General features: G+C 46.9%; 18 protein-coding genes and 1 pseudogene. 4 read left to right on the top strand and 15 right to left on the bottom strand.

What is annotated here, in order from left to right; genetic code table 11:
• Positions 1 to 249: 249 nt before the first annotated feature.
• Positions 250 to 1929: a mechanosensitive ion channel gene (locus JGK20_RS14135; RefSeq protein WP_293180083.1), complete on the bottom strand. Its 1680-nt coding sequence runs from the start codon at positions 1927 to 1929 to the stop codon at positions 250 to 252.
• Positions 1930 to 2006: 77 nt separating this feature from the next.
• Between JGK20_RS14135 and JGK20_RS14130 the strand changes: the two genes are divergently transcribed.
• Entirely contained in the window at positions 2007 to 2471 is a 465-nt protein-coding gene (locus JGK20_RS14130; protein ID WP_293180086.1) for an SRPBCC family protein, read from the top strand.
• Positions 2472 to 2633: 162 nt separating this feature from the next.
• Here JGK20_RS14130 and JGK20_RS14125 read toward each other — a convergent pair whose 3' ends face one another.
• The gene (locus JGK20_RS14125; RefSeq protein ID WP_293180089.1) at positions 2634 to 3311 is read right to left on the bottom strand and encodes an alpha/beta hydrolase; all 678 of its coding nucleotides are present in this window, start codon (positions 3309 to 3311) and stop codon (positions 2634 to 2636) included.
• A 318-nt stretch (positions 3312 to 3629) separates the two neighbouring features.
• Positions 3630 to 4451: a transglutaminase-like domain-containing protein gene (locus JGK20_RS14120; protein WP_293212211.1), complete on the bottom strand. Its 822-nt coding sequence runs from the start codon at positions 4449 to 4451 to the stop codon at positions 3630 to 3632.
• A gap of 489 nt (positions 4452 to 4940) precedes the next feature.
• On the opposite strand from JGK20_RS14120, the gene JGK20_RS14115 reads away from it, so the two are divergent.
• Positions 4941 to 6161: a hypothetical protein gene (locus JGK20_RS14115; protein ID WP_293190091.1), complete on the top strand. Its 1221-nt coding sequence runs from the start codon at positions 4941 to 4943 to the stop codon at positions 6159 to 6161.
• Positions 6162 to 6384: 223 nt separating this feature from the next.
• Here the strand turns inward: JGK20_RS14115 and JGK20_RS14110 are convergent, their stop codons facing one another.
• The 6 genes from JGK20_RS14110 to tnpA all read right to left on the bottom strand — a co-directional run bounded on the left by JGK20_RS14110 (position 6385) and on the right by tnpA (position 15003).
• Positions 6385 to 7875: a hypothetical protein gene (locus tag JGK20_RS14110; RefSeq protein ID WP_293230935.1), complete on the bottom strand. Its 1491-nt coding sequence runs from the start codon at positions 7873 to 7875 to the stop codon at positions 6385 to 6387.
• Positions 7876 to 8018: 143 nt separating this feature from the next.
• On the bottom strand, positions 8019 to 8720 hold the full coding sequence (locus tag JGK20_RS14105; RefSeq protein WP_293180101.1) for an FHA domain-containing protein: 702 nt from the start codon (positions 8718 to 8720) through the stop codon (positions 8019 to 8021).
• 345 nt (positions 8721 to 9065) lie between these two features.
• Positions 9066 to 10346, bottom strand: a complete 1281-nt coding sequence (locus JGK20_RS14100) for a VWA domain-containing protein (RefSeq protein WP_293197018.1) — start codon at positions 10344 to 10346, stop codon at positions 9066 to 9068.
• A gap of 561 nt (positions 10347 to 10907) precedes the next feature.
• A complete protein-coding gene (locus tag JGK20_RS14095; RefSeq protein ID WP_293230932.1) occupies positions 10908 to 11882 on the bottom strand; it encodes a protein phosphatase 2C domain-containing protein in 975 nt (324 codons plus the stop codon).
• A 238-nt stretch (positions 11883 to 12120) separates the two neighbouring features.
• On the bottom strand, positions 12121 to 14307 hold the full coding sequence (locus JGK20_RS14090; RefSeq protein ID WP_293230929.1) for a serine/threonine-protein kinase: 2187 nt from the start codon (positions 14305 to 14307) through the stop codon (positions 12121 to 12123).
• Between the two features lie 282 nt (positions 14308 to 14589).
• Entirely contained in the window at positions 14590 to 15003 is a 414-nt protein-coding gene (gene tnpA / locus JGK20_RS14085; RefSeq protein WP_293207850.1) for an IS200/IS605 family transposase, read from the bottom strand.
• 66 nt (positions 15004 to 15069) lie between these two features.
• Here tnpA and JGK20_RS14080 point away from each other — a divergent pair, with 66 nt between their 5' ends.
• The gene (locus JGK20_RS14080; protein ID WP_293230927.1) at positions 15070 to 16467 is read left to right on the top strand and encodes a transposase; all 1398 of its coding nucleotides are present in this window, start codon (positions 15070 to 15072) and stop codon (positions 16465 to 16467) included.
• An 89-nt stretch (positions 16468 to 16556) separates the two neighbouring features.
• Here JGK20_RS14080 and JGK20_RS14075 read toward each other — a convergent pair whose 3' ends face one another.
• The 6 genes from JGK20_RS14075 to JGK20_RS14050 all read right to left on the bottom strand — a co-directional run bounded on the left by JGK20_RS14075 (position 16557) and on the right by JGK20_RS14050 (position 24175).
• The gene (locus JGK20_RS14075) at positions 16557 to 17309 is read right to left on the bottom strand and encodes an SGNH/GDSL hydrolase family protein (protein ID WP_293230926.1); all 753 of its coding nucleotides are present in this window, start codon (positions 17307 to 17309) and stop codon (positions 16557 to 16559) included.
• A gap of 281 nt (positions 17310 to 17590) precedes the next feature.
• The gene (gene mutL, locus JGK20_RS14070; RefSeq protein ID WP_293230923.1) at positions 17591 to 19498 is read right to left on the bottom strand and encodes a DNA mismatch repair endonuclease MutL; all 1908 of its coding nucleotides are present in this window, start codon (positions 19496 to 19498) and stop codon (positions 17591 to 17593) included.
• Positions 19499 to 19801: 303 nt separating this feature from the next.
• Positions 19802 to 20896 (bottom strand): ATP-binding protein, encoded by a 1095-nt coding sequence (locus JGK20_RS14065; protein WP_293186886.1) that lies wholly within the window; start codon positions 20894 to 20896, stop codon positions 19802 to 19804.
• A gap of 341 nt (positions 20897 to 21237) precedes the next feature.
• A complete protein-coding gene (locus JGK20_RS14060) occupies positions 21238 to 22494 on the bottom strand; it encodes a beta-ketoacyl synthase N-terminal-like domain-containing protein (protein ID WP_293186887.1) in 1257 nt (418 codons plus the stop codon).
• 180 nt (positions 22495 to 22674) lie between these two features.
• The gene (locus tag JGK20_RS14055) at positions 22675 to 23460 is read right to left on the bottom strand and encodes a peptidylprolyl isomerase (protein ID WP_293186888.1); all 786 of its coding nucleotides are present in this window, start codon (positions 23458 to 23460) and stop codon (positions 22675 to 22677) included.
• Between the two features lie 148 nt (positions 23461 to 23608).
• Positions 23609 to 24175: a photosystem I assembly protein Ycf4 gene (locus tag JGK20_RS14050; RefSeq protein WP_293186889.1), complete on the bottom strand. Its 567-nt coding sequence runs from the start codon at positions 24173 to 24175 to the stop codon at positions 23609 to 23611.
• Between the two features lie 202 nt (positions 24176 to 24377).
• Here JGK20_RS14050 and JGK20_RS14045 point away from each other — a divergent pair.
• Positions 24378 to 24704 (top strand): annotated as a pseudogene (locus JGK20_RS14045) (photosystem II D2 protein (photosystem q(a) protein)); the annotation flags it as partial.

Genomic DNA, 24704 nt, shown 5'->3' with positions numbered 1-24704 from the left:
GCCCTTGAAAGTGCTGCTTCAGAGCTTCCACGCCGTAAGTCATGTAATCGCGCGTGATGTCACTTTCCGCCATCGGTTCTCCGTCGCTGCTGGGATATTCTATTTCTTCTTCGATTTGTTGAGTTAAAACTGTCACGGTTTAAGTCTCCTCAATTCTCGCTGATCTTATTTTAGCAGGTTCGATAAATTTAAGCATAAAAAAACGGCGTTTGTTAAGGACAAACGCCATTTTTTACCGATCAATTAGACTTACGAACGTGGCGTCTTATCTTGTTTAAATGACGCCAGCCATCCGCGAAGTTCGTCGGCCGCAATCTCGCGCCCGCCCAAACCAAAAGCTAGAGCAATCCCAACGGCGATCGCCCCGAGCAACAGCCCGAAAGCCAAATTCACAATATCGCTGCCAATGCCCATCTGTTGCAGCGCCAAGGCTCCAACAAAAGCAATCACCGCGATTCGAGCCGTTTGGCCCAACAGCCGCGCTTGGCGAGTTCCAGAGCTAGCAATCAAACTAAACGCCAGATTCGCCAAATACAAGCCGATCGCAAATACCACCAAACCAGACAGCACCCTACCAGCAACCAGCACAATACCGCTAACAATCGCAGTCAGCGCTGGAATCTTCAGCACGTCGGTAGCCGCCACCACAGCAAACAGCATGATGCCTACCTGCACCACAATGCCGACAAATTGCGAAGGCGTGCGTGCCGCAACATCCGGTTCCTGAAGTACGGTTGCGTCGGGATCCGTCGAACTCGACGACGGTAGTCGCAGCGGCTGTTTCGGCTGCATTCCCAACCAAGAAAAGACATTGTTAAAGCCAATTCCCGTCAAGATATTCGTCACCAAATCGCCGATCCAGCGCCCCAAAAAGTAAGCAACCGCCAGAATTATCGCTGCTGTAAAAATGTTGGGAAGCGCGCCCAGAATCGTATTGAGCATCGCGATCGCCGGCAAGGAAATCGCTTGGATGTCCAAAGCATTCAAAGCTGCGATCGCCGTAGGAATCAAAATCAACACATAGACAATTGTGCCGATAATCCACGACAGCGATTGTCCGCCCGAACTCCGGGAAATGCCAAACCGAGCGCCCAAACTGTCCGCGCCAGCAGCAGCCAGCAGATTCGTAACAATCCGCTGCACAACTTGAGCCAGCAGCCAGCCCACAAACCCAATCAGCACAGCTTCCAGAATCTTCGGAATTGCCGCCAAAATTTGGTTCAGCAAATTATTCACTGGCAGCAGAGCCTGCTGTAAATCCAGCGATTCGAGAACCAACGGCAAAAACAGCAGAAAAATGAACCAGTACAGCGCATTTGCCAGAGTATCGCTCAGCAGCAAAGGAGTCTCGGTGGGTGCAGTACCCACCTGCTGGTTCAAGCGCTCGTCTACGCCAAAAGTCCGCATCGCCCGCGACAAGGCTAATTTGGCAACTGTCGCCACCACCCAAGCAATCCCCAAGAAAATTAGGGCTTTAGCCAACTTCGGCAAAGCACCAGCAATTTGGTTGAGAAAAGTATTCAGCGGTTGCGAGACAGCCGTGAGATTCAGCCTGTTGAAAAAGGCAACTAGGAAAAAGATAAAAATGATCCAGAATACCGCACCGGAAATCCATTTTTCCACTTGCGGCGATCCTTCTCCTTCCGGGCGCCCGGTAATCCAAGCAGCCAGTCGGTTGTCGATCGTCGTTTTCTTGAGCAATCCGCCGACTAAAGATGAGACGAGGGCTGATACGATCAAGCCAATTAGCAGGATGCCGATCGCCCAGACGAGATTTTCAATGTCTTTGCCCGCAAATAGATTGTTTAATCCCCGCTCCGCTTCTGAGAGCGGATTCGGGGCTACCTGGGCCTGTGCCAAGATTCGATCGGACACAACCGCCATTGGGCCCGATATCGGTTGAGTTATTTCTTGCCAAGTTTCATTCATTGTTTTTTCAGGTTAAGGTCAGATTTGACAAGGAAAATAAGAAACTGTAAGAATACGCTTCTAGCTTGCAGGTTCTCATGTCAATTCGTCAAGTTTTCGAGCAATCCATTGAAATTCGCGCTGCTGCTACGTTGGTGGAGCGCTGTATAGTCGATCGCACTTTAATGCACAAATGGCTCAATCCGCTGCTGCGTTGCGATCCAGAGGGCGAATGGGATACTGCTGTAGGAAGTCGCAGTTTATTTATCATAAAAATTCCCGTTTTGCAACCCACTTTAGAGAGTGTTGTGTTGGAGCGACAACCCGGTTTAATTGTATGGGGGTTCGACGGATATTTCAAAGGATGCGATCGCTGGGAATGCCAGCCCCAAATCCAAGGGACTCTCTTGATTAACCGCTTTGAATTTCAAATTCCCAATCCTTTAATTAGATTTGGATTCAATCGCTTTGCAGCCCCTTGGACGCAAAAAGATATGAAAAGCCAACTGCGCCGGCTCAAACGGGTAGCCGAGCAATTATCTCAAGAAATTGGCAAGGTGTAATGGGGAATTGGTAATTGGGTAATGGGTCATCGGTAATGGCTGAAAAGTAAGAGATAATAGGAAAAGAAAGCACCAATTCCCTATGCCCTATGCCCTATGCCCTATGCCCTATGCCCCATTCCCCATTCCCCATTCCCCATTCCCAATCCAGAGCAAAATGATTTACTTCCCAGCCCCCGATGATGAGTTGGGCTGACAAATCATTTGTCTTGCTTGACCAGCCGTACTTTGCAAACCCGGGGAATTCTGATACATAGCTTGCAAATCTTGGATATCTTTAATCACTCGCTGGTAGATAGCCATAGCTTGATTGCCATCAACTTCTAAAGCCGGAGGAGTGTAATTTTGCATCACTTCCATCAGGGATAGTTTGCCATCTTTGGAAGCTGCAACCAAAGCATCGCGCAGTGCCGGCGCGCTTTGTGCCTTTGTAGCCGGGGTATAAGCAACCTCACCCAATTGCTTGAAAACAATTTCCCCAAAATAAGTATTTGCCAGCCGCGAAACCATTTGGGGATCTAAAGCCACTTCTCGCGTTAATATTTCGCGCACCGATTCGGGAGTTTGTTTCGCAAGACTCAAAACACTTTGCAGTTGAGATGATGGTTTGCCGGTTTGTGCAAAGCTTTGCAAATCGCTCATTGGTAAAGTTACGTCAACAGCACCGTATTTTACGGTAACTTTGTCTAATGCAAAGGCTTTGCTACTGCTCAGCAATACTGTACTTGTTCCCACCAAAAGCGCCAAACCTAATGATAAAGACTTTGAGATTCTTTTGGCTAAATGGGCTGACTGCGGTTGCATTCCGTTAAGATAACCTTGTTGAAACTTAAAGTTCATGAGTTTATGCCTCTTTACGTCAAAATACTTTTTCGTTCGATCGAATGCCCAGGTATCAGTCGGGAAAGTGGATTCAGAAGTTCCGTAAATGACCTAGGTATTATACAGTCATGTCAAGCCAATTGAACCTATCAAAAGATAGGTGTTAATTCATAATTTATATGTTATACTCCGATTTTTGACAATTTTATATACCTTTGCAAAACTTATAAAAGCGAGATTTGGCGATCGCCCTGTAACTATATAGATTGTCGGTTTCACCTGTGATGTTGTGCGAGCCAATAGCTGCAACCTTGACTAGCGATCGCAAATTTAAGTTTAGTTTTGGTCGAGCCTTTCGAGCAATAGGCGAATTCTAGCAGCATCCTCAGCATTCGGAGCATTGGTAATGTATAGTTCCAAATCGTGCCGCGCCTCGGCCAAGCGCCCCAGTTGATAATAGAGAATTCCGCGATCGCGCCTTTCCAAGAGTGCATCAGGAAACAGCAGCAAAAGCCGATCGATCGCCGCCAGAAACCTCATAGCATCACCCTGTTGGAAGTAAATCGCCTTCAGATTTCCCAGCATTCGCCCCAATAACTGCCGCGGACTTACCGGCGCGAGAAAAGCCGGCTGCAACTCCATAGGTTGACCGTAAATTTGAGAAAGCCTCCCTTGACAATCTTCAGGAAATAGTATCTCGCCACCATTAAACGCATCCACAAAAATCCCAGCATCCTCAAAATCCGGCCTAATCAAAAAATGTCCCGGCATCCCAATCCCCACCATCGGAAAATCAATCCGCTTAGCAACCTCCAAATAAACCAAAGATAAAGAGATGGGAATACCAGTGCGGCGATCGATCACTTGATTCAAAAAGCTATTGCGGGGGTCGTAATAATCAGCATTATTGCCGGAGAATTCCAAATCGTCATACAAATAGCGGTTAATAGTTTGAATGATCCGCAGCGGATAATTCTGTGGCGGGAGGCGCAAACGCACTCGATCGGCGATCGTGTCAAGTGCGTTGAGATAATCGAGAGGCTCAAAATTCGGGTATTCTTCCAAAGCCATGTACAGCGCAGCTTTCGCCAGATCGATCGCAGCGTCTGGCTGATTAATTTCTTGATAAAAGAGTTGTCGGGCGATCGTCAAATCCATATTTATAATTGATTAATTTTTTAATAAACATCGTGCGAGATTGCCTCTGGCGTATTTAAATTGTATATCCTGATTGAGAGGTAGAGAGTCCGATGGGGATCGGGGGATAGAATTCTCCATCGTCATCGAAATATACAATTTAAATGCTGCAACAGCTTAGACATCCTGTAAATAACCTATGAATGGCAGAGTGCGAGTTCGATCTGGAGCATCTCAGTTTTACATTATTATTATTATAGTGCTGTCCCCGCTCGCATATTGTACAATACGTGAGCGGGGACAGCACTCAAAGAAAAAATGCTTTTTACAAAACCCAGATGCACCCAAATGCGAGTTCGAGCGAAGATGGCAGAGACTCCTATTTTACCCTGAAATTCAGCTTCGGGAATACACCCGGACTCATCTAGATAGAGACAATACTTTAATTTAGATTTTAAATTGATAAAATGGTAATCTACTGCACAAATATAGATAATCGAAATTGCAACCGTGAATGTAGAACAAATCGATCGCCTGCTAGCTCAGTGGAAACAGAATCTCGATCGCATCAGTCAAAATCTGATTGATTTGCATGGATTGCCAACCTATCAACAACTCACTGCAATGCCATCTGACGTTGAGTTAACTGGCAAAACAAAAGCAAAGGTTGTTCCCGCACTCAGTGCGATGAATGACCTCTTTCAGAATTTTGATTTGTTAGTTAAAACGATCGATCGGGCTGTGATGCTCCGCAAGCAAGTTCCTAAGTTTTTGATTTCCAGTGCAGAATCTCAACTGCGTGAAATTGAATATCTTTTAACGGGAAATTCGATTCAACTTGGCGAACAACAAATTCCTCTAGCACAGCGAGACTTACTAAGTGCAGCCCAAACCCAAAATGCAATTGCACCTGCAAAATTACTGGAGGTGATGACTGCTGCTTTTCAAGTCGCGAAAGATGTGGTTGTCGCAGTGGAGACGGCACGATCGCATTTAGCAGCACAACTGACGCGAGCCCAAACTGAAATGCGATCGCTCCAAACTTTAGCTGACTCTCTCGGTATTCGGAGGAGTAATGAACTAGCAGTTGCTCAGCAAAATTTGCTCGATTTTGGCGATCGCATTATCTGCGATCCGTTAGGTGTCAGCGATGAGTTCGAGCGAGAAATTGAACCAATTATCATTCGATCGAGACAGTATTTAGAGGAAATAGCTCGGCAAAAAGCATCGGTTAAACAAGAATTATCTCAAGCGCATCAACTTCTGCAAAACTTAATTCATTTAAATCAGCAACATCAAACTATTTTTGCAGAGTATCAGGAAAAAATCACAGAAGCTGCGACGCGATCGCAGCCTTTAGCGGACGAACAAATTGAAGCTTTAAATCAGTGGCTCGCTCGACTAGAAATTAAGTTCAAAGAAGGCATATTTCAACCCGTTAAGATTGGTTTACAGAATTGGCGTGTCAGAACGCAAGAGTATTTATCCGCTCAACAACAAGCCTATACAGACAATCAAACTGCGCTAGAAATGCGTCAAGAATTGCGAGGACGACTCCAAGCACTGCAAGCTAAAGCATTAGCGAAAGGAATGGCAGAAAACGAACAATTGAGTCAAATTGCCCAACAAGCCAAGCAATTGTTATATACTCGACCTACTCCGTTAGGGCAAGCAATCCAGCTTGTCAGTGAGTATGAAAAGTTATTGAATCGTTCTTTTAAGTCGATATAAATGACATCTTGCAGCATTATCAATAATCCTGTAGGGGCTGGTTCGCCAACAGCCTAAAAGGTAGCAGACAGGTTAAATAAACCCGCCCCCACCCCACTGACATCTTGCAGCATTATCAATAATCCTGTAGGGGCTGGTTCGCCAACAGCCTAAAAGGTAGCAGACAGGTTAAATAAACCCGCCCCCACCCCACGAAAAAGCCCCAATTGACTTCTTTGGAGAATCACGAATATTCCTTCAAACGCAGATTGAGTCCAAAAAAGGTTAAAATAGCGATCGCACTAATTAACGCAAGACTCCACATCTCAACTTGGTAGGTATTTTTAAACGATCGATCGAGCATAGCCCCCTGCAAAATATCATCACTTGATTGCTGGGATTTATCGGGCACATAACCTACACTTTTAAATCCCCGATCGAGATTCTCTGTAAACGCGGTTAAATTAATGTCTGTTACATCATTGTGTTTTTTAAGGAATTGAGTGAACGCCCAATTAGATTGCCCTTGTTTATTTCCCGTACATAGTGCGATCGCTTCAGCTCTTTTGTCGCTATTTACCAGCGAGCGAATTTGTTTGTCAATGTTAACATAAACCCCAAATGCTGATAACATTTCCACCGCCGCTTCTCGCTCTCCACCAAAAGTAATATTGGCAAATTCTTGGGCGAATAATCCAGTAAAACCCGCGACACCCTGGACGTTGGATGGCTTGAATTCCTTAGCGACAGACTCAAAATCCAGCAGATTGGCGGGGATGACGGCAATTTTCGCCATTTTCTCAACAAATTTGCGTTCGTGTTGAGCCGCAAATTCTCGATCGAGCAAATAGCGGCTTTCATCGGCATTAGCACTGTAGGCAAGAGCGCGAGCCTGTCGCAACGGCAAAAGCGAGTTAAAGGCATCCTCCTTAGCGACTTTCAGATGATAGGAAGCCGCATTTAGTGCATTCGTGATATAAAAGAATAAGACGATCGCACATAGGGTAGCTCCCAACAAATAGGGATTGAGATTGCGGCGCATTCGGTGGTAGAGAAACAGTTGTAATAGTCCCAACATGACAAGTGGCAAGAGGTTGCCAATAACTGCGAGGAACAAGAGGTTAGCCGATCGCGCTTTTTGTGAGATATAAGCTCGATCCAGACTCTCTAAGTTAACATTTTGCAATTGTTCGGCAGCAGGTAGTAAAATTGAGTCCAAAATGTTTGCTGCTTTGCGATACGCCTCCAAAAGCGATCGCGAATCCCCCCGTTCGTTCGCCAATCGCGCCCGTTCGATTTGCGTCATGTAGTCCCCCAACGATAGGATCAGCGTGCGAATCTGTTGGCGTTCTGCATCCCCCTCCGTAATGTTCTCCGCCGCTAATGCCAGGAGTTTAGACAGTTTTTCTTGCCGTCCCCGATAATCTTTAGCGGCTTGAGGATTCTCGCCCGGTTTGACGAGCAATTCGTTAGCAGCATTGGCATCCAAATCGGCGAGGCTATCTTTAATTCGCTGGGCAGTTAAGACGCTGGGTGCGGTATTTTTGCCGATGGTTTCGATCGCATCGCGCTGCATTTTCACTGCTTCATTGGCAGTCCCCAAGGCTAAAAGGCTGACTCCCCACACCAGGTACAATCCCCATCGCAGAATCTGAGGGGTGGTGAATTTTGTCTTCCAATTTGCGATCGAACTGGGCTTTTTTCTTGAAGCAGAATTGGTGGTAACTTGGCTCATAAATTTGGTAATGGGTAATTGGTTAAAAGATGCGGACTTAAGTCCGCACTACGAACTGTTTTTGTTATTGTGGTAATCTATCGGACATGATATAATTTGTCATTGGTGGGGGAGTTTTTATCAATTACCGATTTGCCTGCTAGTTAAGACTGGGTAATATTAACAATCATCTTTGTCCAATGTCCCAACGTAATTTCATCCCCATCTTTCAGACTAATATCTGTCATCGGCACAAGTTCAACCCCATTGAGAAACGTACCGTTGGTGGAACCGATATCGCGCAGGATTAATGCCCCATCTGGTTGGCGGTGAATGACGGCGTGGCGGTGGGAAATGGCATCGTCCAAATCGAGGGCGAGATCTGGATAAATGGCGCGGACATCGCTAGTGCGTCCGATGAGGGTACTGGGTTTTTCCATAGGGAAAGTCATGGGGGTAAACGCGGGCGGTTCCGGGCTACCTTCACAGCGCAAAGTGCGATCGACTGTGATGAGAAGTTCGGGAGTTCCTGTCGTTGTGGGTGAGGTAGATGTCGGGGAAACATGGGTTGCGCCCGCATCTATAGTACCCGCATCCAAAACAGAAGATGCGATTCCTGATGCCTTGGGAATCGGAATTTCTCCACTCGCACCGGTGACGAAGTTATAGCCACAAATTTCGCAGAAGTTGCCGCTATCTTCCTCGTGTGGAGTCGCGCAATCGGGACAGTTAATGGTAGCTGTGGCAACTCGAACGGGCGGACTTTTGGCTTCGACAGCCGCACCTCCATTAATCTTCGCGCCGCATTCCGAACAATAATCGGATTCGATCGATTCGTGACCTTTTGGACACTGATAGACTGACATAATTATCTATACGATTTTGGATTTTGGATTTTGGATTGCCGATTGTGGATTCTAGATTTGGGATTGTATAGCAACCGCCACATAGGTTAGGACATAAATCAATACGATTGCGATCGGAGATTGTCACAGGGAAAACTCATGAAACATAGACACTGCGTTGGCGAAGCCTGCCCGAAGGGCTTATGCTTCGTTCCTCTCTTCGGACAATCTTAACTGAACCGTATCGGGACATAAATAATGTCATAAATAGATCCTAATACCCTTGAGCAGAAACGGTTAGATGCTCGTACTATGTAACTGTCAACTGTCAACTGTCAACTGTCAACTGCTATAGATTTGGGATGGCTAATTTCTCGAAATTCGTGCTGTTTTGGTCGATCGAGTTTCCAATGCCATTTCATCTTCCTTCGCCACATTCCGCTTCAAACGAACTGTTCCCGTGGGTGCATCTTCCACCTCCACCACCTGGCGCAGTAGTTTCGCCGTTGCCTCATTTCCGGAGTCATGGGCGAGTTTGACAGCCCTTCCCAGCTTAGCCGTCGCCACTTCTACATCACCTTTATCGCGGGCTTCAAGTCCTTCCTGAATGGTTTGCGCGAGTTCTGCTTGTCCGGTGTAGTGCGCCACTCGCCGATCGATTTTCGTAGATTTCTGTTCGTCATCCGTCCACACCGCTAGAATCCGCGCCTCGGTAATTTTCGTTTCCACCCCATCAGCGGTGTAAATTAAACTCGCCCTTCCCGCCAGCATCTCATCTCCCACATTACCGGGATTCACCTCAATGCAGAAGTGGTAATCGCGCGATTCTGCCGTTCCCCAAGCCCCTGTCGGATAGTCGCAAACTTGCGGTTTAATAGATTGGGCGCGATCGGTCAAATCGACAATTTCGGGACTAACTTGCTTGCAAAATCGCACCTTTGCCCCTTGGGGAGTCCACAAACGCAAGGCGACATCACTCACCGTTTTAGTCATTGCTTGGGCGAGAATGGTTTGGAAATCCGCTTCTATTTGCACCGCGTTGGCGATGATATCGGTGGTTCCGAGTAGCCTGTTGGCAATGAACTGAAGCTGTTTGACGCGCCAGTCGGTTCCCACGCCCCGACAATCGCACTGAAATACACCTTCGCACGCTTGCAGCACCTTTTCTAGGCGTTTTTGGTCGGAATCATCGTTCTGCCCGTCGGTAAGCAATAGGGCTTGTCTGACGGCATTGGGCATCTCTTTGAACTGCGTTAGTGAAGCTTCCAGCCATTGAGACATTAATGTACCGCCACTGGCTTGGACTTCTTTAATTTGGGAAATGGCTTGGGATTTGTTTTCTACTGTGGCTAGGGCAGTGGGAAAAATTACCTGGGCGCGAGTGGAACCTACCACGATAAAAAAGGAGGTATCCGCCGGAATTAACTGCACGAGTTTAATCATCGCATTTTTGGCGGCGTGGATTTTTGCGCCCTGCATCGAACCGGAAATATCGCAGATAATCCCGAAGAGTTTGCCTCCTGTTTGAGGTGCGATGCCAATATTTTCGTCCCCACGGACGGTGACGGTCATAATGGCATTGACTTCTCTGGAACCTTGATGAAGGTAGGGATTTTGGAAGACTTCGGCTTGGAATTGGGTAGACATTGTTTTTGAGTTTTTTGAATGAATTTTGAGTAAATGCGATCGATGCTTTTTTCAGTAAAAATGATGCTAATTTACAGATTGAGAAAAGAGATTAGAGTGTAGGTTGAGTAGAACTGAGATCTTGCAGTATTATCAATTATCCTGTAAGGGCCCGTGAGCCCACTATCTATAATGAACATCGACAATTTACAAAAACTCGCCCTCACCTAACGACAGAAATTCGTGAAGCGCAGCTATCCCGTAGGGAATCGCACAATCTCAGAAACCGGGTTTCTTTTTATATGCTTCGTACTCAGCAGACCTTATTCGCAGAAACCCGGTTTCTCGCCAGCCAGCGATAGAATTGCGATCGCACATTCCCCAATTATATCAAAGAGCGCGATCGTGAATCTCTCGTTGGGTGGGGGCAGGTTTATTAAGATTGTTGGTACTCATTAGATATGGTTGGCGAACCTGCCCCTACAGGTTAATGGAGAACGTTGCAATATCTTATTTACATCCGTTACATTCCGTACACAGCTTCATTGCCAAACTTCCTTCTTCCTTCTTATAATATTATCCTCAAACGACTAACAGAGTGACAGTAATGTTATCTCGACCGCCACAAGAGCGAGCAAATTCTACGAGATGGCGCCCCATGCCGATCGCATCTTCTGAAGCATTGCCCTTGACAAGATCGGCGAGTTGTGGCGCTTCGGGTGCATAATTCCACAATCCATCCGTACAAAGTAACAAATATCCAGAACCGGGAATCGGAAACTGCACGATCGAAGGAACAGCATCCTCTTTAGCATCCACACCCAGCCAGCGCGTAATGGCATGAGCTTTATCGGACTTGCTAGCTTCGGCTGCGCTCATTTGTCCCGATGTAACTATTTCGTTCAACCAAGAATCATCTCGCGTCAGCAGTTGGGAGTTTTCCCGATCGATCCAGTAGGCGCGACTATCTCCCAACCAAGCAATTGTCGCGATCGAATTTTGTACTACCGCCGCAACAATCGTCGTCGAAGGTGCATCTTGATTCAAACTCCTATGAGGAATAACACAGACTTCATTGAGTGCGGCAGCGATTCCGTGTTGGAGAGCTGTTTCTGGGGAAAGATGTTTTTCTAGAGCAGTGACAATGCCATCTCTGGCACCTTCTGCCGCTGCTTTCGATGCCAATTCGGGAAACTGAGAACTCGACACCCCATCGCAGGCGATCGCAATATAAGTGTTACTGCTTTCTATTACCGCACAAGCCAAGTAATCTTCATTGCGTTCGTGTCTCAATCCCCGATCGCTCACTCCCGCGAAATTAGGCTGAAGATTTACTTCCATGCGATCGGTTTCTCGGACTTGCCGATATTCATTTTTGAACCCGCAAACCGAACAGTATCCATCGGCATCGATCGCCTCGGGTGCCGCGCCGCATTTATTGCATAGTTTTGTAGAAGTTTCAGTAACATTGACGGGTGAATTGACCAGTGGCGTACCGCATTCTTCGCAAAAGCGATCGTCTATTTGAACTAAAGCTTCACAGTTGGGACATTGCATAGTTTGGGTCTTAAAAAAGCATGAGTAATATCGCTTCCTGCTGGATCGGAATGATTTAACCGCAGAGGGCGCAGAGAACACAGAGAGAGACAAGAGAGATGAATAATTCTGATGTTACCGGATTTGATATAACAAGAAAATATGGCGGTTCAAAACGCGGCTACAGGAGTAAAATCGGCCTGTGCAGGTTGAAAATTCCTGAGTCCGCGTAGGCGTGAATTCCATTCGCTTTCCTCTCCTACAACCATGTTCTCGGACGCACGCGATTCGCCTCATCAACCAAACGAATCTTTTCCGCTCCCGTGGATAAATGTGCCATGGCGCGCAAGGCTTTTTCTAACCCTTTTCTGAGCTCAACTTCTTGCAGTTGATGCCCCAAAAGGACGATCGCCGATGGCTGAATCGCTTTTGAAGCGATCGATCCTAGCGCCGTTTCTAAAAGCTGTTTCGTCAAGCGATGCCGCTCCATGCCTTCGAGCGTTAAGGCTTCGAGCGTCGTGGCTGCTAGGCTCAACTCCTTGGCTCCTGGTGCGGTATGTTTTCGATCGATCAGCATCCGTGCCGTTTCCACCCGCGATCGCACCGACAAATTCGAGGTTGGCGGCACTCGTCGCAACGCCTCCACCGCCGCCTGACGATCGCCTGTAGCACTCAAACACCTGGCCAAGCCAAACGTCGCGCTGACGTAACTGGGGTCAGTCCGACACACGCGATCGTAGAGCTTAATTGCCTGCTTGCGATCGCCTGCCAACTCCGCCGCCAGCGCCAATGCTAGTTGAGGAGACAGTTCCCCCGGCAATTCCGAGTAAACGCGATCGAACTGTTCCTGTGCGGGTTTTGCCTGACCCCGCGCCAGCAGCAACCTACCGCGATACCAACGCACGCGCCAATCCCAAGCATCGAGTTGTTCGGCTTGCGTTAGTGCCGTTTCGGCGGCTGGATAGTGGCGAATCTCGATCGAACTGTCAGCCAGTCGGAGTAAAGCTTCGCGAGAGTTGGGATACTGCTGCACCACCTGCTCCAAATTCACCTGACGTTGTATGGGATCGGCGATCGCTTGGGCATTCAATACCGCGTTAAAAGCTGGATCGTTGCTATCGATCGTTGGTACGGGCAACTGTCGGAAGTCCGCGCCAATCGGTTCCAAGTCTGAAGATGCCGTCAGCGCGAGCATATCCGAGCCGAACAGGGTACTGGCAGCCGGATGCGGCGTATTTGTTTCCAGTGCTACCACTTCCCGCAACACTCCCAACAATCGATCGGCCATTTCCTCCGCCGACTGGAAGCGATCGTCAGCGTTGTACGCCGTGGCTTTGAGCAAGAAGCGATAGAGGGATTCTTGGTGGGCGAATAGGGGTTCTTCTTGCGGACTGGGTAACTTGTACTGGTGTTGTTTGCTGAAGCCCGAAATGTTCGTCACCAGAACAGCGAGGGTGCGGGCGATCGTGAATAAATCCGAGACGACAGTGGGCCCTTCTCCTGCTTCCGGTGCGCTGTACCCCACTGTTCCGTAGATGTCCCCATCTAAGTCGTCAATGCGCCGCACCCCACCCATATCGATCAGTTTCACGTCATTGCTTTCGAGCATGACGTTATCCGGTTTGAAGTCGCAATAAACTAAACCTTGCGCGTGCAGGTAGGCAAAAGCGCCGAGAATGCGATGAATGTAGGCGATCGCTTCAGCAACAGGTAACACTCCGCGCGTCTTGCGAATCTCCTTGAGCGTCTGACCTCCAACGTACTCCATAATGATGAAGCCTTCGTTGAGGTGGTTGACGAAGTTGTAAATCCCAACGATGTTGGCGTGTTTGACAGAGGCGAGGAATTGGCGTTCGGCTACAGCAACGGCAGCACTGGCTTCGTCCTCCGTGTTGAGCAACCCTTTAAGAACGACGTAGCGCGACAGACTCCTATCAAATCCCAAATAGATCCAGCCGAGTCCCCCGTAGGCGATCGCACCTTTGACTTCGTACTGGTTAATGACTCGATCGCCAGGTTTGAGGCTGGGAACGAAGGAATACTTATGGCCGCACTTCGGACAAAACCCTCTTTCCCGACTTAAAGCGTTGTTGCAACTGGAACAGAAGCGTTTGTTTTCCGGGACGACGGCTTCTACAAGCAGCGCCTTTTCCGGTTCAGTGGAAGGGAGTTCCGGAATCGACACCAATCCCGCACCTAATTGTTTGCGGCTGCTTCTAGAGGTGCTACCCGTGCGCCGGGAACTGCGGCTGCTTGCGGAGGATGAACCCGTCGGCGTACTGGCTGTGGGTGAATTGGTTCTGGATAAGCTTGCGTTCGATGCAGTGGGGAGAGGGGAGGAAAGCAGCCGTTCAGCGGTTTTGACGGCCGCCATGCCGCAGACATCACAATAGCCATCCTCGATCGTTCCCGTACAACCCGATTTTTGGCATTTATCGCCATCCATTATGACAGATTTCCTTAAGAAAGAATTGGTGTATGGTGGATTCTTTCAGTATGCGCGACGAACCCAAGTTCAGGGATATTTGGGATAGCTTTGCAATGGAATTTAACGAAATTTAACGATTCGATCGCCTTTTAGCTAGGCAGACGGGAATCCCCACACCATACCGCTTCGATTAGTGTGGGATTCTCATGCGCGTGAGAGGAGGATTCTATCTGTCCACAATCTCAAAGCATAGCTTTGAGCAGTGGGCAGATGGATGACGAGACGAACAGACTTCTTGTTTTACTCGACAGGTCTATCTTGCTCCTCAATGTACTTTTTCAATTGCTCAACCGTCACGCCACCACAGGAAGCAATAAAATAGCCATTTGTCCAAAAAACATCTTTCCAGTAAACTTTTTCAACTTCACTTACAAACTCTTTTCGCAAATAGCGACTAGAGACAGTCTTAAGATTGTTGATAAGCTTACTTGGCTCAGTTTGTGGTGTATATTGAAGCAACAAATGTACGTGGTCACGCTCACCATTGAATTCTACCAATCTTCCTTCCCATTTTCCCATCAAGTTCTTAAAAATCTCCTCAAGCCTGGACAACATTGGATCAGTTAGAACTTTCCGCCGATATTTGGTTGTCAACACTAAATGACACTTGAGATCGGAAACCCCTCTGGCTTTATGGATAAAATCTTTACTCATATACTTGACACTAAACAGTATTCTCTGATAGAGTAACACTAATCGAGGCGTATCGGCTGTGATGCAATGAAAGCAACCTACCAGTACCAGTTCTATCCCGACACTAATAAAAGATTAACCCTCAACCATTGGTTGAGGGTCTGCCGCTATTGGTATAACCGACAGCTAGGCGATCGATTTGATTGGTGGGAGATGAACCGCACTGCGATAAACGCTTGTCCATTGATTACTAGCATCTCTGCGCCTCGTAAAAAGCCCAACTACTATACCCAAAAACAACAATTGCCCGTCATCAAGAAAGACTTAGTAAAAGTTTTTCATAGTGGCGAGCTTTTGGATTTTAAGCAGGTAGATTCAACTGTACTGCAAGATGTCTCTAAGCGAGTAGACAAAGCTTTTGAGCGGTTTATCATAGGGGATAGTAAGGGCGGAAGATCGGGTAAACCCCGCTTCAAGACTGAGGTAGATTACCGGACGATGACTTTTTGTACGGCTAAAAGCGACTGGATTAAGTTGATTCGTAAGAATTGGTTTTATATCCGATTGCCAAAGTTGGGCATCATAAAAGTTCGGATGCACCGCCCAATCCCCGATGGATTTAGTGTCAAGCAAATTAGTGTAACTAAAAAGGCTGACGGTTGGTTTATTCAAATAATGCTTGAAGACTCTTTAGTGCCTCAATTTATTCCTGATAAAGTTACCCCAAACTGGGAAAATTCAATTGGATTAGATGCGGTACTACACGAAGATGTCTACCTGGCAACGTCGTCGGGAGAAAAGTTACCTTCCTTAAAACCGCTTCGCAAAAACCAAGCCAAGCTAGACCGCATCTCAAAAAAGCGGAACAAACGGAAGCGTGGCTCTAAATCCCGACGAAAATTAGCCAAAAAAGAAGCGAGACAACACCAAAAAATAGCGCGTTCTCGCCAAGACTTTCATTACAAAACGGCTCACAAACTGATCGAGTCTGGAGCTAAGTTCTTCTTTCACGAAGATTTAAATTTAAAAGGCTTAACTAAGCGGAATAAAGTTAAGCAAGATGATGAGGGTAATTACCTTCCGAACGGTCAATCAGCAAAATCAGGATTAAACAAGTCTTGGCTCGATGCTGCGTTCGGTCAATTTTTCAAGACGCTGGAATACATAGCCGAAAAAGCTGGATCAGTTGTCGTTCCGCAAAAGCCTGCTTATACCTCAATGGTTCTGTGTTATCGGAATGAAATCGTTTTTACCGATTGCGGTATGCGGAATTATTGGGATGAGCAACATTCTTTAATGGTTGATCGTGATGTGAACGCCGCGATCAACCTAAAGAGACTTGGGTTGGGCATTTTCCCAAGTATAAAACGCCGTAGCGGGAATCTTTCTGTAGTAGGAACTATGGATGACAGTACCGCGAAGGAAATTTTGCATACCCTTCATCGGGCTGCTAAGAAGCCCACATCATACCTGTACTCAGGTTGATGTGGGAGTATGTCACACAAGGGTTTTAGAATTTAGTTTGCGATCGGCCACACAAACGAGACAGAAATTCTCATATTGCGGTCATTCTGTTAATCCTTTTTATCTAAAAAAGCCACTATTTTTAATAAAGCTTCACGATAGATTTTTTTGCCATCAGCATTGAGGTGAACGCCATCCGAAGTCAAATTAGCCTTCAAAGCTTTACCTTCAAATAACGGCTGCAAACCAGCTTCATCAATTGATAAATTTTCAGCAGCAGCAACCTGGCGAATCAACTGATTAAACTTATCGACTCTCGGAATCGGAGCAGCAACAGTAACATCGCGACTGGCCTCAATAGTGGAATAAAAAGCTGGCATCAAAATCACCTGTTTCGCCCCCATATCTTTTTTGACAGTGCTAATTATTTGCCGCATATTTTTCACAAATTGTCCCTCCATACTTCTGTAAATAGCATCGTTTGTCCCGAGAGCAACAATCGCGCGATCGCACTTAACTTGAGCAGCAGTTAAAAACTTAAGCTGTTCCAACTGAGAAATCGCAGTCAGGCCAGAGATCGCAAAATTGAAAGAATTGTCACCCAGATTATTCCCCAGCATCGAAGTGATGGAATCTCCAAAAAAACAAGTTTTTATCTGCGTATTCTGAGTCACAGCAACTTGATACTTTACCTCATCTTGCCACCAAGACTGAGAACTCAGCGTATCCGTCGGCAATTCCAGATAATTTGCATTCGCCATTACCAAAATTCTGCCCAAATAGCCCCGCTTCCCTATGTAGATTAAGATAATAGATAGCAAAACTACATTTAACACAATCGAAAATATAAAAACATTTTTCATTTTTTTCTTCCCAACGCACAATCTATTATTGTCATCTAAAAAAGGTTTGTAGTGAGGACTTCAGTCCTTATTTTTGCGGGTCAAAATGCTCACTACAAACGATTATCAAAAAATTTTTCTTTATTTTATTCTAGTCTGATGCCGACTTGCATTCCTCACTACAATCAAATTCTGAAACATTTCTTCTCTCTTCTCTTCCTCTCTGCGTTCTCTGCGCCCTCTGCGGTTCAAAAAAAACAATTCTGTATGTAACGCGAATCTTAAAGCATAACTTTTAACCTTCAAATCCCGTGACTTTTTCCAAGCACCCAACTGCGGCGAAAAATCCGAGCCAAAGTCGATTCTTCCAACGCAAAATAGATCGGGCGGCCGTGCGGACAAGTGCGCGGATTGCGAGTTTGCTGCCATTCATCCAACAAATTTTGCATTTGAGAAAGATTGAGAGGAGTACCATTGCGAATAGCGCTACGACAAGCAGTAGCAACTTGAGCAGCTTGCAAATCTGCGACTTTACTGAGTTCAAAAAGCGCATCCGCACAGTCATCTCGATCGACCAATAAATCCGGTACTTCCCGTGCCGCCCATAACTGTTCGCCAAAACTTTCTACTTCCAAACCCAAGCGGGACAAATTCTCAATTTGCAGGGCAGATAATTGACTGAGAATCACTGGTTTTTCTAGAGATTTTAGCTGCCAATCAGCGCAGATACGTTCGTACAAAACGCGCTCGTGAGCGATGTGCTGTTCGACTAACCACATTCCGCTAGAGTGTTCTGCAACAATGTAAGTATTATGAACTTGAGCGATCGCCCTCAGTTCCATCAATCCTATTTTACGACCTGTTGTCTGTTCGTCACCGCCATCACTCTTTCGAGCTGAAGTCCCCACACTGTAAGCACTTTTTTGTTCTGATGCTTTCAACAACTGTCCCACGCGATCGGGAATTGGAGGATCTGCCAAAACCTCATCATTCAGGTGCAAAGCCCGATCGATTGCCGCGCCAACTTGTGCTTGCCAAAAACTCGGATCGTGCAGATAAATTTCCACTTTAGCCGGGTGGCGGTTCCAGTCGATTTCCGAGGGGGAGAGTTGTAGGTGAACAAAACACACGGGATAGCGATCGCGCGGACAAGTGCGGGCGAAGGCGCTGAGAATAGTTTGCTCTATTTCGGGCGATCGCACAACCCGCCGATTTACTGCCACCTTAACCCAATCCGGCCGCCTGCGGTGACAGCGATCGGGCAAACCAATTACTAACTCCAAAGACTGGGAATTGGGCATTGGGCATCGGGCATTGGGCATTGGGAATTGATAATTGTGGTTGCTTGTAGCTCCCACAAGTTCAGTTTCTCGCAAGAGATTTGCTACTTTCTGATTCTCAGGACTCGCAGGCAAATCTAACTTTAAATATTGTAAATCGCTCGATCGCACGCCGCGCACAAACTGAGGCAAAATTTGTTCCGCTGTGCTCGCCGAAGTTATGTAAAAACAAGGCGCATTTGCTTGGCGCAACTGCCAATTAACGTAGGGGTGACAAATTGCAATTTGCTGGAGGATTGATTGGATCGATCGCATTTGCTGTGCCGGCGACAAAAAAGTGCGGCGCACGGGCCAATTGCCAAACAAATTAGCCACAGTCACCACCGTGCCCGGAGCAATTGCCACTGTTTCCAGCTCCACAGCTTCCCCAGCGTTGTTGTAAACTACCCGCCAGCCCGATCGAGCATTTTCAACTCCCGGCTGGTTCAAAGATGACTTCTCAACTCCCCCTCTTGTTAAGGGGGGGCTAGGGGGGGTTTCCGCAGACTGTCGATTTTCCCAATAATCTCCGAATCCCAAATCGTTGGGCCTGCTCAAAACCTCCAAACAGCCCAACTGAGCCAAACTGTGCAAAGCTTCACCGCGAAATCCCAAAGTAGCAATTTTGTAAAGGTCAGCTTCCGTGGTAATTTTGCTCGTACTGTGAGGCGAAGCCGCCTGCTGCAAGTTTTCCCGATCCATTCCCGTACCATTATCGGCAACTTGCACCCGCCATTGTTCGGGCCAAACAGACACAACGATGCGAGTTGCGCCAGCATCCAGAGAATTTTCTACTAATTCTCGTACCGCAGCGGCGATCGAGTCAATAACTTCGCCTGCGGCAATTAAATCGATAACTTCTGCGGGTAAGGTTTGAATAGTAACTGGCATCAGATTTTTAGCGGTTCGTTAATTCAATTATACCTGATTCTGCCACTCCATACACACGATCGCGATCCGCCCAAAAACTGGTAATGTTCCACATAGTTAAGTCGTAGATGTTCCCAACATTTTAGACAAAAGTTCAAGCTCCCAGATTCACTTGTGGGGGCAACTATCCAATCTCAAACTTGTCCTGAGCATCTTGTCCTGAGCGTAGCCGAAGGGAGCCGAAGGAAGTCGAACAATCTCAAATCGATTAAATGATTGATTGAAGTCGGTGGTGACAAACAAACATTACTTAAACTCCACAGACTAACTGATGACTTTTGGCAAGCGGATGTAAAAAGTGGTTCCTTTTTTGTTTTCCGACTCATAACTAATTTCCCCTTTGTGAGCATCAACAATCGACTTAGCAATCGCCGTTCCCAAGCCAGTACCAGTCCGCTTGCCATAGGTTATAAACGGTTCAAATAACTTGTCCTTGATTGATTGCGGAATGCCAGGGCCGTTATCATAAATGCTAATTTCTGCCCAATCCTCACTTTCTGTCAGCATAATCTCTATTCGGCCCCCGCGTCCGCCAAAAGCTTCAACAGCATTCCCAACTAAATTTTGTAAAACTCGCAAAATCTTATTGTCGTCAGCTTCCACTATCACTTCTGATACCCCCAGCACTAAGTCTACTTTTGCAGCCTCAAAATAAACTCTGTTCAACTTTTCAAACTGCTGCAACGTCTGGATGAGATTAACTGGTTTTTTATTTAATGCAGAGTTCCCACGCGAAAATTCTAATACTTCCTCAGCCATCCCCAACATTCGCTGAACTTGCAACTGAATAAGTTCACACCATTCCTGAGTTTCAGCATCGGGGTGCATTTCTTTGAGCATTTCGCTGGAGAGTTTAATTCCCGTAAAAGGACTTTTGAAATCGTGAATAATTGTACTCACCATTTCACCCACCAAAACCATTTTTTGTTTGTGTACGAATTGGCTAACATATTGATCCGTGGTAGAGCGCAAATTTTTAATAATGAAACTAAACATTTGCATTACTGAACTGCCTTTAGCAAACTCGAGGTTTGCTATCAATTCTTCGCGGCCTATTTTGGCCAAACTCGATCCGGCAACTGCCACAGCTCTAGCACTGCGAGGCTCTCCGTCTAAAACTCCGAGTTCGCCAAAAAAATCGTCGGGCTTAGCGACAGCAATAGTTTGATATTTACTGTTGTCAATCCGCTTGCTAAACTCGACTTTACCTTCTAAAACTAGATATAAAAAATCGGCTGTTTCTCCTTCTTCAAAAACCACCGTTTCTTCAGCAAAACTTTCCAATACAGCTATTTGGCACAGATGAGCAGCTTGAAGAGGTTCAAAATAAGACATAAATCGATGAGATGCCAGATCCATGTGAAAATACCTGAGGCTTAATTGAAACTGTTTCTTTCTTCTATCTTCGCGCTATAAGCATCGATGCGTTAATAAAATACAATACTGCTGGAATTTGCTGTTATTTTCTGGAATCCCTGGCTTTGAGGGAAGGGTAAGCCTCGATATGGAGAGCCAGACTAGCACAGCGGTACCAGAAATCTCACCAACATTCTAAGTTAATTGACTAAAATACATATATATGATATTTGATCTCAGATTTAAATGGGAAGTGCGATCGCACTTTCGGACACGCCCCCACAAGATTTTAATTGTAGAGAGATGCTGCAATTTCAATGCCGATCGCCTTCGATTACCAAAAATTAACGATCGCCCGACAACACAATCCCAGCATTCTGCCCGCCAAAACCAAAACTCAAACAAACCGCATTTCTCACAAAAGTCGATCGGGCGCAGCGAACAAAATCTAACTCAAACCCCGGTTTTTTTATGCCAGTACAAGGCGGCAACACCTGGTATTTAATACCCATCAAACAAAAAGCGACGCCCAAAGCACCCGAAGCTCCCAAAGTATGACCAGTAGCCCCCTTCGTCGAACTAACAGCAACTCCTTGGCGAAACAATTTCTGAATTAACAGGGCTTCGTGTCGGTCATTTAAATCAGTTCCAGTACCGTGAGCGTGAATAAAATCTATATCAGCCGCCGTTAAATTGCTACGTTTCAAACATTGATTTACCGCCGCGATCGCACTTGTCCCGCCCAACTCCGGCGAATTAGCATGAAAAGCATCATTTGTCAACCCAAAGCCGGAAATTAGACCGTAAATTCTAGCGTTGCGGCGCCTTGCCAACTCACTTGATTCTAATACAAATAAAGCCCCGCCTTCGCCGAGCACCAAGCCTTCCCGCTCTTCGTCAAAGGGATAACAGCCCGTGTTTGCCAAAGCACCCATCCGGTTAAATCCAGCCACAGTCAGCGGTGTAATTGGCGCTTCAACAGCACCAGCGATCGCGCGCTGACACTCACCGGTGCGGATTAAATCAACAGCGCGGGCGATCGACTGTAGGCCCGTCGCACAAGCAGCCATCGGCGCCAGCACAGGCCCCATCGAGCCAATTGCCCTCGCCACCGCGATCGCCCCCATGTGAGGCAAAAAGTCCACGAATTGGGCATCGGGAATTGGGAATTGGGCATCGGGAATTGGGAATTGGGCATTGGTAATTGGGAATTGGGAATTGGGCATTGGTAATTGGGCAATTCTCCCCATCTCCCCCTCTCCCCCTCTCCCCCTCTCCCCCTCTCCCCATCTCCCCCTCTCCCCCTCTCTTAGCAACAGTTCCAAATTAGCCTGAAAGCCGCGACTAGAACCGATCGCAATTCCGCAATCAGGAATCGGCAAAGTCAAATTAGCATCTTGCAAAGCATCTGCTAAAACAGGCAAAATTAAACTTATTAAATCAGCAGGTTTTGTACCTACCAAAGCCAAAAGTTGCGGTTCAAGTTCTAAAAAAGGTTGATGTTGCCGAATTCCCGACTCCCCAGATAACAATCTTTTCCAGCTATTTTCCAGATTTCCCAACGCTGAAACAAGACCAATTCCCGTAACCACAACATCCATAAGTATCAGTTAGAAGGCAGTAGTTATTAGTTAGTTGTGATTAGTTATTCGTAATCTATGACTTGTTGGTTGTTGATGCGTAGTTATCAGGTATTAGTTTTGGGTTGTTACCAATAACCAATAACTACTACCAACTCCCAACGGCAAACTGTCAACTGTCAACTGTCAACTGTCAACTGACTAACTAGCAGCCTTAAAATTTTCTAAACCCTGGGTCACAGTAGCCTTATCAATCCGATCGCCCGCTTGAATCTTATCAACAACATCCATCCCTTGCTTCACGTAGCCAAAAACCGCATAGCTACCGTCCAAAAACGGCACATCGGTCAAAGTAAAGTAAAACTGAGAAGAAGCCGAATCAGGACTTTGCGATCGAGCCATAGCCACAGCCCCGCGAGTGTGCATCAACACGGGTTTCTGAGCAATCCCAGCTTGTTCTAGCGTTTGGCTGTAAGTCGGGTTCGGGGCATCTTTAGCTTTAATTTCCAGAGGAATCCTGCGTTCGACAGATGTTTTCGGGTCAATAAAGCCCCCAGTTCCCAGCCGCGACGCAGGGAATTTAGGGTCTTTGCCCTGGGGGTCGCCACCCTGAACTACAAAAGGCTGAGGTTCCCGCACCACTCGGTGAAATACCAGCCCGTCGTAGACTCCTTTCTGAATCAAATCGACAAAATTGCCCGCAGTAATTGGGGCATTTGTGCCGTCGAGTTCGATCGTAATCGGAGTACCTTTAACCGTCATCACTACCGTTGCTTTTCCTTGCAAGCGTGGCAAATTGCTAAATTGCGAACTCGCCGCCACAGCAGCAGGAGACGGAGACGGAGACGGAGACAAAGAAATGCTTTCACCCGACGCCGGATTTGGTGTCGGAGTAGAGTTTGCAGCAGGGGAACTACCGCATCCCCCGACAAACAGCGCGCCAATTATTAAAAGTGAGAAGAACCACCGCTGAATTTTGATTTGCATTTGCATTTGTATTTTCACTTTCACTTCATTCAGATCGGGTACATGGCCGGGCGCACTCTAGATTTATCGATTTTGTGCGCCCCGCCGTCCAACCTACAAAACATTACCAATATCAAATCGAAAATCCCAAATCCCAAATCCCAAATCTCTACAGCCCTTCTAGGGACACTTGCAAAAATCGAGCCAATTCGGCAGCTTGATTTTCCACATCAGACAAAGAAATGGGCTGTCCGACTCTTGTCAGGGGAAACTGACGGCGGTCTTTGAGCTTAAGATAAATGCTGCGGCGGGGGCTGAGACCTTCTTTAATATCGACCCGCACAGATTGCACGTCCGATGTCTTGCAAGTAAAATCAAGTTTGCGGTTTTTGCCGGGAAATCCCCAACGGAAGATCCGAATGTTACCTGTTTTGCGATCGAACTCATTGTATCCGCCGCCAACATCCCAGAGAACAGTCAGCCACAGATAAAGCCCCAACAGCAGGGCGCAGACACCGTAGAAACCCATCGCGATGCCTTGGGGGATGAAAATAAGCTGAGTCGGGTCAGCAAAAGGCAGCAGGTTCTTGTGTAAGTAGCTGGAAATGCTCGACAGCAGGAAACCAGTCCCTCCAATGCTGACAACCGTTGCCCACCAGTAATTGCTGAAGCGACGAGATCCCAAAACCTCATAGCGCAGGACAGAATCGATCGAGGTCATTGTTTTTGCAGTCATAAATTTAAACAGCCTTAAACCAAAATTTTAATTCAACTAGCCTACCTTAGTCTCACTCCGCTGGCGCGATCGCCCAGTCACGATCGCGATTCTGTATCAACTCCTGCTGTTCTAGTTGAAAATTAATGAACTTATAATATATAGTTATGTTAAGTTTAATTAGAAACCTTGGTCTTTTAACAAGCAAAAGGATTTTACCGTAATGACAATCGCAGTCGGACGCGCCGAGAACGAAAGAGGCATCTTTGATGTACTCGACGACTGGCTCAAGCGCGATCGCTTCGTCTTCGTAGGCTGGTCTGGCATCCTGCTATTCCCCTGCGCTTACATGGCGATCGGTGGCTGGTTAACCGGCACCACCTTCGTTACCTCCTGGTACACCCACGGTTTGGCAAGCTCCTACCTCGAAGGAGCCAACTTCCTCACCGTCGCAGTCTCCACCCCAGCCAACAGCCTCGGACACTCCCTGCTGTTCCTGTGGGGCCCCGAAGCACAGTGGGACTTCACCCGCTGGTTCCAACTCGGTGGC

The sequence above is a fragment of the Microcoleus sp. PH2017_05_CCC_O_A genome (assembly GCF_020738785.1).
Lineage (GTDB): Bacteria > Cyanobacteriota > Cyanobacteriia > Cyanobacteriales > Microcoleaceae > Microcoleus.
Note: the sequence above shows the minus strand (reverse complement) of the source record. Positions and strands in the feature narration are given on the sequence as shown.

What these genes read in the sequence shown, in the direction of transcription:
- JGK20_RS14075 (WP_293230926.1), bottom strand. Translation starts at nt 17,309, where the DNA reads ATGAAAAATGTTTTTATATTTTCGATTGTGTTAAATGTAGTTTTGCTA.
- JGK20_RS14125 (WP_293180089.1), bottom strand. Translation starts at nt 3,311, where the DNA reads ATGAACTTTAAGTTTCAACAAGGTTATCTTAACGGAATGCAACCGCAG.
- JGK20_RS14135 (WP_293180083.1), bottom strand. Translation starts at nt 1,929, where the DNA reads ATGAATGAAACTTGGCAAGAAATAACTCAACCGATATCGGGCCCAATG.
- JGK20_RS14110 (WP_293230935.1), bottom strand. Translation starts at nt 7,875, where the DNA reads ATGAGCCAAGTTACCACCAATTCTGCTTCAAGAAAAAAGCCCAGTTCG.
- JGK20_RS14050 (WP_293186889.1), bottom strand. Translation starts at nt 24,175, where the DNA reads ATGACTGCAAAAACAATGACCTCGATCGATTCTGTCCTGCGCTATGAG.
- JGK20_RS14130 (WP_293180086.1), top strand. Translation starts at nt 2,007, where the DNA reads ATGTCAATTCGTCAAGTTTTCGAGCAATCCATTGAAATTCGCGCTGCT.
- mutL (WP_293230923.1), bottom strand. Translation starts at nt 19,498, where the DNA reads ATGCCAGTTACTATTCAAACCTTACCCGCAGAAGTTATCGATTTAATT.
- JGK20_RS14065 (WP_293186886.1), bottom strand. Translation starts at nt 20,896, where the DNA reads ATGGATCTGGCATCTCATCGATTTATGTCTTATTTTGAACCTCTTCAA.
- JGK20_RS14060 (WP_293186887.1), bottom strand. Translation starts at nt 22,494, where the DNA reads ATGGATGTTGTGGTTACGGGAATTGGTCTTGTTTCAGCGTTGGGAAAT.
- JGK20_RS14095 (WP_293230932.1), bottom strand. Translation starts at nt 11,882, where the DNA reads ATGCAATGTCCCAACTGTGAAGCTTTAGTTCAAATAGACGATCGCTTT.
- JGK20_RS14080 (WP_293230927.1), top strand. Translation starts at nt 15,070, where the DNA reads ATGAAAGCAACCTACCAGTACCAGTTCTATCCCGACACTAATAAAAGA.
- JGK20_RS14105 (WP_293180101.1), bottom strand. Translation starts at nt 8,720, where the DNA reads ATGTCAGTCTATCAGTGTCCAAAAGGTCACGAATCGATCGAATCCGAT.
- JGK20_RS14120 (WP_293212211.1), bottom strand. Translation starts at nt 4,451, where the DNA reads ATGGATTTGACGATCGCCCGACAACTCTTTTATCAAGAAATTAATCAG.
- JGK20_RS14090 (WP_293230929.1), bottom strand. Translation starts at nt 14,307, where the DNA reads ATGGATGGCGATAAATGCCAAAAATCGGGTTGTACGGGAACGATCGAG.
- tnpA (WP_293207850.1), bottom strand. Translation starts at nt 15,003, where the DNA reads ATGAGTAAAGATTTTATCCATAAAGCCAGAGGGGTTTCCGATCTCAAG.
- JGK20_RS14100 (WP_293197018.1), bottom strand. Translation starts at nt 10,346, where the DNA reads ATGTCTACCCAATTCCAAGCCGAAGTCTTCCAAAATCCCTACCTTCAT.
- JGK20_RS14055 (WP_293186888.1), bottom strand. Translation starts at nt 23,460, where the DNA reads ATGCAAATCAAAATTCAGCGGTGGTTCTTCTCACTTTTAATAATTGGC.